Annotated in this window: 11 protein-coding genes and 1 pseudogene; 7 read left to right on the top strand and 5 right to left on the bottom strand. The window is 31.4% G+C overall.

Annotated elements, in window-relative coordinates; all coding sequences use genetic code 11:
• The 5 genes and pseudogenes from DCO46_RS19830 to DCO46_RS19850 all read right to left on the bottom strand — a co-directional run.
• A pseudogene (locus tag DCO46_RS19830) lies at positions 1–1,100 on the bottom strand (hypothetical protein); the annotation flags it as partial.
• A complete protein-coding gene (locus tag DCO46_RS19835) occupies positions 1,090–2,250 on the bottom strand; it encodes a hypothetical protein (RefSeq protein WP_116754221.1) in 1,161 nt (386 codons plus the stop codon). The pseudogene DCO46_RS19830 and the gene DCO46_RS19835, both read right to left, overlap by 11 nt.
• A gap of 9 nt (positions 2,251–2,259) precedes the next feature.
• On the bottom strand, positions 2,260–3,171 hold the full coding sequence (locus DCO46_RS19840; RefSeq protein ID WP_124019585.1) for a tail fiber protein: 912 nt from the start codon (positions 3,169–3,171) through the stop codon (positions 2,260–2,262).
• A gap of 109 nt (positions 3,172–3,280) precedes the next feature.
• On the bottom strand, positions 3,281–4,216 hold the full coding sequence (locus DCO46_RS19845) for a hypothetical protein (protein WP_116754223.1): 936 nt from the start codon (positions 4,214–4,216) through the stop codon (positions 3,281–3,283).
• Between the two features lie 31 nt (positions 4,217–4,247).
• Positions 4,248–4,976 carry a hypothetical protein gene (locus DCO46_RS19850; protein ID WP_116754224.1) on the bottom strand — a complete coding sequence of 243 codons (729 nt, stop codon included), beginning with the start codon at positions 4,974–4,976 and terminating at the stop codon, positions 4,248–4,250.
• A 209-nt stretch (positions 4,977–5,185) separates the two neighbouring features.
• Here DCO46_RS19850 and DCO46_RS19855 point away from each other — a divergent pair, with 209 nt between their 5' ends.
• From DCO46_RS19855 to DCO46_RS23275, 7 genes are all read left to right on the top strand, one after another.
• Entirely contained in the window at positions 5,186–6,166 is a 981-nt protein-coding gene (locus DCO46_RS19855; RefSeq protein WP_116754225.1) for a hypothetical protein, read from the top strand.
• A 133-nt stretch (positions 6,167–6,299) separates the two neighbouring features.
• Positions 6,300–6,710, top strand: coding sequence for a type IV pilin protein (locus DCO46_RS19860; protein ID WP_262509796.1), 411 nt, complete (start codon positions 6,300–6,302; stop codon positions 6,708–6,710).
• A 478-nt stretch (positions 6,711–7,188) separates the two neighbouring features.
• Positions 7,189–8,592, top strand: coding sequence for a GspE/PulE family protein (locus tag DCO46_RS19870; RefSeq protein WP_116754227.1), 1,404 nt, complete (start codon positions 7,189–7,191; stop codon positions 8,590–8,592).
• Between the two features lie 45 nt (positions 8,593–8,637).
• Entirely contained in the window at positions 8,638–10,809 is a 2,172-nt protein-coding gene (locus DCO46_RS19875) for a type II secretion system protein GspD (protein ID WP_116754228.1), read from the top strand.
• Positions 10,809–12,005, top strand: a complete 1,197-nt coding sequence (locus DCO46_RS19880) for a PilN domain-containing protein (RefSeq protein ID WP_116754229.1) — start codon at positions 10,809–10,811, stop codon at positions 12,003–12,005. Before DCO46_RS19875 ends, DCO46_RS19880 begins: the two co-directional genes overlap by 1 nt.
• Positions 12,006–12,527: a general secretion pathway protein gene (locus tag DCO46_RS19885; RefSeq protein ID WP_116754230.1), complete on the top strand. Its 522-nt coding sequence runs from the start codon at positions 12,006–12,008 to the stop codon at positions 12,525–12,527.
• 21 nt (positions 12,528–12,548) lie between these two features.
• Positions 12,549–13,532, top strand: coding sequence for a hypothetical protein (locus tag DCO46_RS23275; protein ID WP_243416361.1), 984 nt, complete (start codon positions 12,549–12,551; stop codon positions 13,530–13,532).
• Positions 13,533–13,962: the final 430 nt, after the last annotated feature.

The raw sequence follows: 13,962 nt of genomic DNA on the forward strand, positions 1-13,962 counted from the left end.
AATTCTTCAATTTTCTGAAGCAACTTAGAATTCATTTCTCCCAGATTAATTCCATTTTTCAGCACTTCTTCTTCACTTGGAATATTTTCTAAATGTCCTTTTTCATTAATATGATTTTCCACCTCTTCCAAAGTAGGTAATTTGTAATCCTTTTTAAATACAAAATCAGACCAGCCCGTTGCCTGAACTTTTATTTCTCTTGCTCCAATGGATCCTTCTACAGCCAGTTTATGAGTTCCTGTAGTTGTTGTGCCAATAGCCACACTTCCTCCAATAGGATTTAATACAATATTTTTTTGCCCAATTCCACCTTTTACTACTTGTAAATAAGAGTATTCTCCTTGTGTATTCACTCCAATATTTATACCTAATCTATTCGTTGCACCATCATGTATAGAAATTCCATCAGAACTGGATGTACCAGTACTTGTTGGTACTTTAACTTCAAATGTATTTAAAGGTGATGTTGAGTTAATACCGACAAAACCTGTTGATGTTATTGAAAATCTTTCAAATGCATCACCCGAGCCTCCATAAATTATTCTAATTCTATTTTGTGCAACTCCTAAACCTCCCAAAATAGTTGAACCGGCATTATCATAAAATGATAAATTGCCGTAATCATCAAGAGATCTTTTTCTTATTACTATACCATGTGCTGATGAATTACTTGTAACATCAAGTGGTCCAATAGGTGTGGTTGAACCAATTCCTACATTCCCACTTATAATTTGATTGCCTGTAAAACTGTTAGTTCCTCGAGTAGCTAATTCATACCATGTAGTATTTGCTGTTAATAAATTTGAAGAAGCAATCTTTCTAAAAAATAATCGGTCATTTCCAGCAAATGAAGAAGCTATTTGGAGTTGGTAATTATTTGTAGTATTTAGATGTCTGGCAACAAATAAATGCTGCCAAACTTGACTATTATCAGGTGTCATTCCAATTGTAGAGCCATTAAGTCCATTATAAATTCCGGATTTAAGTGCAGCAGAAAAATCAGGAATAATTGGAGGAGCATAGCCATCTCCAATTTGTTGGGAATGTGAAATAAGAGTTGTGAAAAATAAAATTATTATGGCAGTTTTTTTAATTTTCATCATTATTGTTTTTAGTAGATAATTGTTTTTTAAGATTGTCAATTTCCTGAGTTTGTTTTATATTTTCTTTCTTCATTTCAATCATATAAAGAGTTAATTCTTCAATTTTCTGAAGCAACTTAGAATTCATTTCTCCCAGATTAATTCCATTTTTCAGCACTTCTTCTTCACTTGGAATATTTTCTAAATGTCCTTTTTCATTAATATGATTTTCCACCTCTTCCAGAGTAGGTAATTTGTAATCCTTTTTAAATACGAAATCAGACCAGCCCGTTGCCTGAACTTTTATTTCTCTTGCACCAATTGACCCTTCTACAGCCAGTTTATGAGTTCCTGTAGTTGTTGTACCAATTCCCAAACTTCCGTTTGCATTTAAAATCATTTTTCTATTACCATATGATTCCCAGGAAAATAATGGACGTGTTGTTATAACAGCACTAGTAGTTCTTGAATCAAATGTCATAAGAGGAGCATTACCGGTGTCCATAGTGGTTTCTGTGGAAGCAGTTAAATAAAGTGCTGATCTGGTGTCTGAAACACTATGGCCAACTAAATTAGGCAGGAATTGAGCATTAGCATTAGTGCCATTCCCAATTCTCAAATAATCCTGAGTTGCATCACTTACCTGTAATCTTAATAATGTTTCGGCTCCAGTTATGGATGGGGTATTAATTTCTAAACTTGCTGTAGGATTAGTGGTTCCAATACCAATATTACCACCATTAAAATATGAATTGCCTATAGAAGAGATAAAGTTTTTAAATTGACCATTATACATCATTGCTATTTGGCTCTCACTCCAATAACTTACATCAGAAGGATATGTGTATCCTAAATATCTGATTCCTCCATCGCTGTAAGGCGAAGAATTTTTAATAGTCAATCTTGAAGTAGGGGCGACATCACCAATACTAACTTTTCCGTTTGCTATTCTCATCACATCTTTTGATGCGCTATCTCCAAAACGAATTCCGCCATACCAATGAATATCTAAACCATCCGAACCGGGAACAGTAAAATGACCAATATAATAATTATTAGCATCTCCATTACCGACTATTTTACTTCCCAACGGAGTTTCCTGAGCGTTAATATTTATTGTGTAAAAGCATAATAATATGAATGTTAATACCTGGCTCTTCAATTTCATAACCTATTTTTATTTATTTTCTAATTTTTCTATGCGCTTATTTTGTTCAATGATGTATAAAGTCAATTCTTCAATTTTCTGTAACAATTTAATATTCATTTCAGAAAGATTAATTCCTTCTTTCTGCATTTCTGTAGCCGAAGCAATTTCAGGTAAATGTTTATTTTCTTTAATGAATTTATCTACAGAGTCTAAAGAAGGTAAATTATAATCCTTTTCAAAAACAAAATCGGCGCCTGCATCAACAGTTACTTTTACTTCCCGGGAGGCTATGTTTCCTGCAACGGTTAGTTTTGAAGTTGGGTTTGTTGTACCTATCCCCACATTTCCATTTTGTATTGCCTTAATGGCTAAAGAAGCGCCATTTACTGAAAATACATTTCCAACATATAGATCCCAATCACTTGTCATGGGTAAAAATTTCGTAACACTTAAATCATTTCCAGTAGTATTTAATGCTGTAAATGTCCCAGCAAAATTTAATGCTGTTACTTTAATATATACAGTAAGATTTTGGCTAACCAAACCATAAGTGTTAATAGCTCTTATCCTAAATCTAGGGTTGGCTGCTTCAGTATTGCAATCTATAGTAAAATTTGATGAAGTTCCTACGTACGGATTATTATTAATTCGCCCGGTTTCCCTCCATAATGCCGGATTCGCATGAGATATTGATGCTACATGAGTAGCAGCTGCAGCAATGTTTCCTCTGGTATAAGTTAATGAAATCTGATAATAACCACCAGCAAGAGATCTTGGAACTGCTTTCAAAAATTCTATATAATCTCCGGTAACATATCCTGCTGGAAAAGTTACACTTGTTTCATATTCTGAAGTTTCTAGAAATGAAGAACTATTATTAGATAAAATTTTTGAAGTTGATAAAATAAAAAATAAGACAAGAAATATTGTTTTTTTCATATTTGGTTTTAATTTGCTTAATTTATATATAGTTTTTTTAAGTATTGAGTATTTGCTTTGTAAAAGGTATGTTCTTGTTTTAGAATTCAATATGTAGCAAAATCAATAATTAGTTTATTGTAAAACTAAAAACAGAACTTCTATTACTTGAATTCCCAGCCTGATCGAAAGACTTAATATACCAATAGTAAGAACCTGTAGTAAGGGTTTTAGAATAGGGACTGGTTATTTGTTCTTTAAATTTTAAATTGCTTAAGGCACTCTCAGAATAAACATATATACTATCTTTTTCTATACTTCCGCTTATTACGTTTCTGCTGTATTGAAAATTGATATCGGTTGCAGTCGTAGTACTTTTATCTGCAGGGTTGGACAGAACAGGAGTATTAGGAGCTTTGGTGTCTACTAATATGTTTCTTGAAGAATATAAGGTTTCTTTTGTTCCGTTACTTGCTCTTACTTTCCAGCTAAAATTACCATCTGTAAAAGTATAGTCAAAAGCTGTTGATACACTATTACCTTCTTTAACTATCTCATTGTTGCTGTCATAAATTTGAACCTGATATTCGGTTGCTCCAATTATTGCCTGCCATGATAATTTTTGAACAGCAACTTTTGTAATTAAATTATTTCCCGGTGAAGTAAGAATTACGGTATTGTTCTGAAAATCTTCATTGTTTAAAATTTCAAATGCGGCTGTTGTATATTGAGTTTCATAGCCACTGTTAACTCCCTTAATACGCCACTCATATTTTCCAATGTTCAATTGTTGTAAAAAAGAAGTTTTAGAAACTAAAGTATCCAAGACAATTTCTACCGGATTTGTGAAATTTGGTTTTGCAATCTGCAAATGATATTTTTCGGAATCTTTTACACTGTTCCATGAAAAAGATACTCCAGTTGAAAATAGAACAGAATTATTTGCCGGTGCTATTAGTGTAACTTTTTCTTTTGAAATATCCGGAACAATTAAAATTTCCTCGCACGAAAAGAAAGATAACAGGATAAGGCAACCTAAAAACTTATATAATTGATATTTATTCATTTAATTTTAATTTAGAAGCGAAGTGAGAAAATTACATATCAAAAAGACTTTTGCTGTCTTCTTTAGGAATTATTGATTTTGTATTTCCTTTACAATTGGTATTATCCTTAACAATATCTGCAACATACCATTGTCTTTTTGATGAAATTGCCCAACAAAAAACACTGGATTGATACCCCACAATCGTTTCCGGATTAATATCTATCATATCAGTTTTTTTTCCGGACTTAAATAATGAAATAAGATATTTTTTATTTTGTGAATTTGTCAGATAATAGGCATCTGCTTGTCTTACTTTAGAAATATCATCCAAAGATAAGCTCACAGCAATACTGGTAATTATTTGAGATTTTTTCGTGTTTTGTAATAATCTTACAATGTCAGAATTGTACTGTGCATTCAATTCATTAACAAACCCGTTAACATCAAGGATTTTAATCGTTACCAGTTCCGGTTTCACAGGCAGACTGTCAATATAGGCAACTTTTGTCTGGTTTTGATTATACTTAGCTTTTGAAGCGTATACGTTGTTTAGATGTTTGTTAAAAGGAACAATTTCAATACCTACACGAATTTCGTTCTCTAGTTTTGGGAATGCCTTTACAGAAAAATTATTCTCAATTCCGTTTACTTTATCGGACTGACCTATACTTCCTAATTCAGGGGAAGTAGTTGCAATTTTATATGTTTCATTTTTAATTTTTGTTGTTTGACACGCTATGCATACTAGCATTGACAGTACAACTAATTTCTTTATCATAATATAATATATTTGGCTTTTTTGATTTTTTATAATTATTTTTTTTGTAAGTAAAATCTCTATAACTTTTTTTTAACAAATCTAATAAAATTAGAATTATATTTGTCAGATTTTTTATATTTATTAAAAAATATTTAATCAAAATTTGAAAATAGGTTTACAAAAATATTAATCAAATACAACCTTAAAAGATAAACACTTAATCTATTATGAAAAAAATTATTCTATTATTAAGCATCACAATTTGCCAGCTTTTAACGGGTCAGGTTCTTACAACAAATAGAAATCCTGTTGGAATGGAGCATAATATTTTATTTAATGCCGTTACAAGATATACTGTTACACAGGAAGGACCAGCGATTACACTACCTGGATTATTTGACGGAAGTATGAATGCATACTATATGGCAGGTGTAACACCCACAACACCCACAACTATTCTTATAGAAGGTTTACCTGGTTACCACACTCAGGCAGGAGCGTGGGTAGGGTGGACAACCCGCTATTTACCGGCAAGTAGATTTAAAATAGAAGGTTATGATACTTATAATTCAGCAAATGTCTGGAGAGTGATTGCTGACTATTCAGCTGTTGACTATGTGAATCCCAGTTTTTCTGTAGCGATTCCTGTTGCCGGGGTATATAGTAAATTAAAATTTACGTTTTATAATGGACAGAACGGTAATGTTGGTCTTTCAGAATTATATTTTATTCATCCAGAAGCAACTAGTCCATATTCGGGTTTATTAGTTCCAGCTGCGAATAATTGGAAAAGTGTTGGTGTTGATCTAGTTGCAACGAATAGCGGAAATGTTGGTATAGGCATTAACACCCCTAAAAATAAACTGGATGTAAACGGCACAATTCATTCCAGAGAGGTAAAAGTTGACACGCAAAATTGGTCAGACTACGTTTTCAAAAAAGAATATGATTTACCAACACTTGAGGAAGTTGAAAAACATATCAATGAAAAAGGTTATCTGATAGACATGCCAAGTGAAGCCGAAGTACTAAAAGATGGGATTAATCTGGGTGAAATGAATGTCAAATTATTGCAAAAGATTGAGGAACTTACTTTATACATGATTGAAATCAACAAGAAAGTTAATGAACTTCAGGTTAATAATGCGAAATTGATGAAAGAAAATAAAATTTTTCAAAATAATATTTCAGCACCAGAGACAAAGTGATTTTTTCTAAATACTTAATATTATAGAATATATATGTCAAACGAGTAATAAGTTTTAACAAATTGTTTCTCATTATTTATCTCTGTTTTTTCTCAATAAAAAAGATATATTTGTAAAAATTAATAAGCTTATTTTGAAAAAAAATCTACTTAAAAAATTACCTTCTTTCAACCTTCAGGAAATGTTGATTGTTTTGGCTATCATAGGAATTCTACTTTTAATTGCATTGCCTAATCTAATGCCATTGATAACAAAAGCAAAAAGCGTAGAAGCACAAGTGCAGCTAAAAGCGATATATAATGCTGAAAAGCAATATTATTTTATGTATTCTAAATACAGCCCAAACTTTAATGAGATAGATTTCGAAGCTCCAAAAACTACAAAAGAAAATGGCAGTGCCAATTATGTGTATGAGATCATTCAGTCAAATAATACTGACTTCAAAGTTAAAGCTACAGCTATAACGGACTTTAACGGAAATGGGGTTTTTAACGTTTGGGAAATTGATCAGAATGGAGTTCCAAAGCAAATCGTAAACGACTAATGTGGTTTTTAAAGCTAATTTTAATTATTACATTACTAATTGTACTATATCAGGATTGTAGGGATCGTTTGGTATACTGGTTTCTGTATCCTGTAATTGGTGTTTTAGTATTTGCAGTTCAATCCTGCTATCTTCCTTTAGAACTTGTTTTTTTAAATTCAGGTTTGAATCTTTTATTTATTTTAATTCTGTTAGGGACTAGTTTTCTATATATAAAATTCAGAAAATTGTCATTTCAAAATGCTATTGGAATAGGAGATGTTTTATTCTTCATCTTCCTAAGTTTTGGATTTGCGACCATATCCTTTATTGTTTTATTTGTTTTTTCATTATTATTCTCATTACTATTGCATTTTGTTTTTCAAAACAGAAATCAATTAAAGACAGTCCCTCTCGCGGGGTATATGTCCCTTTTTTTTGGAGTAGTATATGTAGTCACTTTTTGTTCTGACAGTACTATTTTATACGCTTATTAAAGATGAAAAACTTTGAAATCCCAATTGAATTTCAGCAACTGATTAAATCAGAACAGGCGTATTATTATCGAATTGTTCCTTTTGCAAAAGAGCACAAAAGTGTTTTGTTAAAAACGGATTCAGCTGATATTGACAATCTACGGAATGAGCTGGCTGTTTTATTGCCGTTTCCTGTTCAGCTTGAAGCTGATACTTCAGAAAATATAAATAGGTATTTAAGCACCAATTATCGTAAGACTAATTCCGGTGATGTTTCTGATATCCATTACACAGCAGACTTTTTAGAAAAAATAGTCCTGAATGCGAAAGAGATCGGAAGCAGTGATATTCATTTTGAGCCTTACGAAAAAAATGCCCGTGTACGTTTTCGGCTTGACGGAAAATTAAAAGAACAGTTTCATATTTCTACAGAGGAATATCCTGTTATCGTCAATAAAATAAAAATCAGGGCCCAACTTGATATTTCTGAAAAGAGATTACCACAAGACGGGCGTATTACGATTGTAACCGATTATCAGGATTTTGATGTGCGTGTTTCTGTTTTACCAACATTGCATGGGGAAAAAGTTGTATTACGTATTCTTAGTAAAGATACCAGCCATATTGATATTAACAGTTTAGGATTTACGGATAAAGAATTAACTACTTATTTAGAAAATATAAAACGTCCAAATGGTATAGTGCTTATTTCAGGTCCTACGGGATCAGGAAAAACAACAACTTTATATGCTACTCTAAAAAAATTAAATTTACCGAATACTAATATTTTGACGGTTGAAGATCCGATTGAATATACATTGGAAGGAATCAATCAGGTACAGTTAAAAGAAAATATAGGTCTTGATTTTGCGACCACTTTGCGGGCTTTTTTAAGACAAGATCCGGACATCATCATGGTAGGAGAAATACGTGATGTTAATACGGCAAATATGGCGATTCGGGCTGCACTGACAGGTCACTTAGTATTATCAACAATTCATACTAATTCTGCATGGGCAACGGTTTCAAGGTTAATAGATATGGGAATTCCGTCTTTTCTAATTGCCAGTACCTTAAATGTTAGTGTTGCACAGCGTTTAGTCAGAAAACTTTGTAATTCGTGTAAGCGGGAAGAGGATATTGATTCTGCCATTTTTCCTACTGATTTTGAGATTCCACAAAATCTGATGAAACATCATGTAGCTGTAGGTTGTGAGAATTGTTATCATACAGGCTATTCTGGTAGAAAAGCTATTTATGAAATTTTGCCAATCGGCTCAGAACTAGCTTCATTAATTAAAAATAATCAATTGGATATTAATTCTTATCTGGATGAAAATGAAATATTTACATTGAAACGAAATGCTTTGTCTTTAATAAATGATGGAATTACTTCTATAGATGAAGTTTTTTCATTACTCTTGTAAAAATATAAAAAACACTAAAAATCTTACAATTCGATAATTCATTCAATGAAAAAAATAATAGTACTACTTTTAATATTCATATTTCAATTTTCATTTTCTCAGGAAAATAGAATTTTGCAACTTAAAAACCATATCGAATCTATTACTGCTGACGCACCGGGATTGAATGAAAAAGTTAATATTAATATTAAGGAAGCTTCTTTGTCAAGTTTTTTGTTAGCTGTTTCACAAATTCACAAGTTAAATATTAGTGTAGCACCAAATTTAAGCCAGATCAATATCGTTAATAATTTTTCTGATGTTGCCGTTGGTGATTTATTAATTTTCTTATGTAAAGAATATAATCTTACAATTGATTTCACAGGTAATATTTTAGCAATCAAATCATACGAAAAACCTTTAGAAGCACCTTCTGTAAAGACAATTGATGTAGTCTACTTTGCAGATGGTAATTTACTTTCCCTTAATTTAAAGGACGATAAATTATATGATGTTTTTAGAAAAATAATGGATGAAAGTGCTAAAAACTTAGTTTTTGCTCCTGGCTTAGAAAACCAGTTATTGACAGTGTATATTAAAAATATGCCATTTGATGCGGCATTAAATAAATTAGCATTTGCAAATAATCTGAATGTTACTAAAACGAGGGATAATTTTTATGTTTTTGATAAGCCTGAAGGAAATTTTACACCTGAAATTGGCGACAATAATGCTGCAATTAGGCAAAACAAACCACAGCGTTCCAGAAAATCGAATTTCTTCTTTACAGTAGTTGATGCAGATAAAAAACTTTTAGATGTTGATTTTGAAAATACACCTATTTCAAGTATCATCTATGATATAGGCCACGAACTGGATATCGATATGTTTATCTCAAGTCCGTTAGAAAATGCAGGAAATGCAACCGTAAAAGCCAGGAATATTACTTTTGATGCCCTGCTTATAAAATTATTCGAAACGAAAGCAGATGGTGTTACCAGTCAAAATGCTAATCCATCGCAACAGCAATACAATAATTCGCAAAATAACTTTTCAGCTAATTCAGGTTCTTATACATTCATGAAGAGTGGATCGATTTATTATTTTGGAACCAAAGAACAATTGGTAGTCAGAAATATTAAGTCTATTCCGTTGATGTATCGTTCTATCGAAATTTTGGGTGATCCGTCAAAAGAGGGCAGAAGCGCAGGCAGACTGAACAATACAAACAGTTATTCTAATTACAATACGTTTGATTCAAAAAACAATTCAAGTTATCAAAATCAGAATCAGAATAATTTTTCAAATAATGCACAATCCTCAGCATCTTCCGGCAGCAATGTGCCTTCTGAATCTATATTGACTATTATTCCGGATGAAATTAAAAAAGATTTGGATATTAAGATTGACAAGGAACTTAATAGTTTTTTGGTGAACGGACCTGCAGCCAATATTGAGCGATTTGAATCTTTTATAAAATACATTGACAAGTCTGTACCTGTTATTCTAATTGAGGTAATGCTGTTAGAAGTAAATCGCTCAGCTATCGTAGAAACAGGAATAAAGGCCGGAATAGGAGATAAACCAGTTACAACTTCAGGAACTGTTTTCCCAAATGCAGATATTAATTTGGGTGCTCAAACAATTAATAACATTATTGATGGCTTTAGCGGATTTGGATCTTTAAATATTGGTAAAGTAGTACCAAATTTTTATTTAAGCCTAAAAGCGATGGAAACTAATGGTAATTTAAAAATACGGTCTTCCCCAAGATTATCAACTTTAAATGGTCACAAAGCGTATTTATCCATTGGAGAAACTACATATTATGTCGTGACGAATCAAAATTATTACGGATCTCAGATTCCGCAGGCTTCAGAAGTTAAAAATTATCAGCCAATTGATGCCGAACTGTCCGTTACTATTATGCCACTGGTTGCCGGCGATGGGCAGGTTACTATGGATATCAAAGTTATTCAGTCGAGTTTTAATGGACAAAAAGTAGATAAAGACGCGCCTCCAGGCATTAACTCAAGGGAATTTACGTCAATAATCAGAGTAAAAGACCAGGATTTGATCGTTTTGGGAGGATTAGAAGAATCTGTTAAAAATGATTCAGGAAGTGGGGTACCATTGTTATCAAGGATTCCGATAATCAAATGGTTATTCAGTTCCCGTAAACGCGAAGATTCTAAGAAAAAATTAAGTGTACTAATCAAACCAACAGTTATTTACTAATGACTTTTCCATCCATAACTTCACTTTTACTTGGTAAAGAATATATTGGCATTGAGCATTTTACTTTAAACAATGAAGAAAAAATTGCTGTGCTTTTGGTTGAAGAAAAAAAAGAAGGATTAGTTATTTCTAAAAAAGACAGAGTCAGTTATAATCAAAAAATAGCTGAAAAATGGGATGTGAAATTACCTTTCTTTTTAATCCTGAATACCAATCAGGTAATACAAAAGGAAGTGCCGAGCGTTGAAACTTCGGATGATAAATTACTGCATAAAGCGTTTCCGAATACCAACTGGGAAGATTTTTATTTTGAAATATGGCGCTTAAAAACCAAATCGATAATTGCGATTACGAGAAAAACATATCTTGACGAAATAGTTAATCAATACGAAAAGCAAAAAATTAAGGTTGCAGGAATTAGCCTGGGAGTTTGTGCGTTAGCTGAAATTTTTGAGTATGTAAATGAAAGCCAGATTTTTACAAATAATCAGGCAATTTCAAAACATGAAGATCAGCAAATAATTTCTGCTAATATTTTGGAGTTTTCAATTAATTATAATATCAATGATCTTGAAATTGAAAACAGACATTTGCTGGTTTTTTCAGGAATATTACGATTAATATTAAATACCAGCCCTAATTCCGGGTCTGTGATATCTTATAGTGAAGAGCTTCGTGATGACTATAATCAAAAACATTTTTTTGCAAAAGGATTAAAAATAATCATCGCAGTCGTCTTGGGTATCTTATTGTTGAATTTTATCTTTTTTACGCATTATTATAAATTGGCACAAGAAACCACTGAGACTGTATTGGTCAACAAATCATCACTCGAAGACATTACTAAAATCAAACGGCGTATTATAGTAAAAGAAGAAAAAGTTAAAAACAGTGTTGGAAAAACTGATTCTCAAAGTTCGCTTTTAATAAATGAAATTGCGAAAGAAATTCCATCCTCAATTTTATTAACGGAATTATCTTTCAATCCTTTAGAGAAAAAAATAAAAGCAGAAGAAGCTGTTCTTGCAACAAATAAAGTGATTACTATTACAGGAACCACACTTTCTAATGAAGACTTTACAAATTGGATTGAAAGCATAGAAAAAAAACGATGGATTGACAAAGTACTCATTACACATTTTGGAAAAAATGATACTAATGAAACAGAGTTTTCGATTAAAATAACCTTGAAATAAATGAAACTAAACAAGAAAAATAAACTGCTTGTATTAGGATTTGTTTTAATCCTGTATATCTGTTATTCTTTTGCAATATCGAATACAATCATGTATTATAAAGAATATAAAGATAAAGAACAGCAAATTGCTGATGATAGTAACATGCCTAATCTTGTTGGGCAGCTTGTTAAAAAAGAAAAACAGCTGGATCAGCTTTTGTCCCAATACGAAATGAATGTTTCAGATTCCTTTCAGAATGATTTATTAAAACAATTAAGTTCGTATAGCACAAATTATCATCTTAAAATTACTGATTTTCAGGAACCACATATTATAACCCAAAAGGGATTTATTACAACAAGTTATATTTTTACTTTAGAAGGTTCATTTAACGGATGCCTGGCTTTGCTAAACAAGATAGAGAATAATCCAAAACTAGGTGCTGTTAAACATTTAAATTTCACCAAGAAAAAAAATTATAAAACTAACACTGACCAGTTGTTTGTCGAAGTTATTATGCAGACAAATAAAGGGTTATAAATATTATTTAAAGCCATAATTATGAAAAAAAACCTTTTTTTATTATTGATGTTAACTACTCAGTTAAATTTTGCACAAAATACTTTTCCTGACACTGGCAATACAGGTGTTGGAACTTTAAGTCCACTAGCTAAGTTTGAAGTCAGAAATGGCGATATACTTGTCAAGAACCTTAGCAATACAAATAATAATTCAGCAATAATGATTGGACAATCAATTGTAGATGGTAATCATACTACTTTTGGAACATCAATCAGAACAGTTGTTCAGAGTAGTGGTAATAATGTATATGGTATGCAATTTTTTACTCAGGAGTCATATCAGACAGGCCAAACCGAGAAAGTCAGAATCCTGGGGAATGGAAATGTTGGTATAGGTACTATTTCTCCTGCATCTAAATTAGATGTAAACGGAAATGGATCATTTAATGGCGGAATTATTAGTAGTGTTTCAGGTGCCCTTGGCGGATATATTAAACTAAAAAACCCTTCTAAAACTGCAAATGGTGTAGCTAGTGATTGGACAATTTTTAATACGACTGGAAATTATGGAAATAGTTTGCAATTTTTTGCCTATGATGATGTTGGGTGTGCGACCGGAGGATTGTGCAGCAATCGTTTTACAATAATGGATAATGGAAATGTCGGTATAGGCTCTACTAATCCAATTAATAAACTCGATGTTAATGGAACAATCCATGCTAAAGAAGTAAAAGTTGATATGACAGGCTGGTCAGATTTTGTATTTAAGAAAGAATATACTTTGCCAGCACTTGCAGAAGTTGAAAAACATATCACTGAAAAAGGACATTTAGAAAATATTCCAAATGAAGAAGAAGTTTTGAAAAACGGAATTAATGTGGGAGAAATGAATGCTAAACTTTTGCAAAAAATAGAGGAATTAACTCTTTATGCAATTGAACAGAAAAAAAATACCGATCAGCTTACTAAAGTAATATTAGAACAAAACAAAAGGATAGAAGAACTGGAGAAGAATAGAAAATAAATTACATAGATTTAAATTATAAAATTGAAGGCTCAGTCTAATATAGATTGGGCTTTTTTTGTAAACAATTAATTTTTACTACACAAAATAACAATATATCGCCCATAACCCCGTTTGACTGATTATAACATTAAAATTTAGCATAAAAATAACAATTTACTTATAAAAATATTTAAATTACGTTTTATGTTAATTGCTTTTACATATATTTGTTAATGCAAATACTACATTTTTTAATGCGTATTTAAGAGTTTTCCAAGGCAATTTAATTTTAGGAGTTTTCGGTTTTATTCTATTTCATAATTCCAGACTTGTTTGAAAGATAAAAGATCTAAAAATTTTTTATCCTGCTAACTAAATCGTTTTAGTAGAAAAAAGAAAAGATAAACTGATAATTATGATTTTTTTTCCTGAATATTATTTTACAATT

The organism is Flavobacterium sp. HTF, from assembly GCF_003105115.1.
GTDB lineage: Bacteria > Bacteroidota > Bacteroidia > Flavobacteriales > Flavobacteriaceae > Flavobacterium.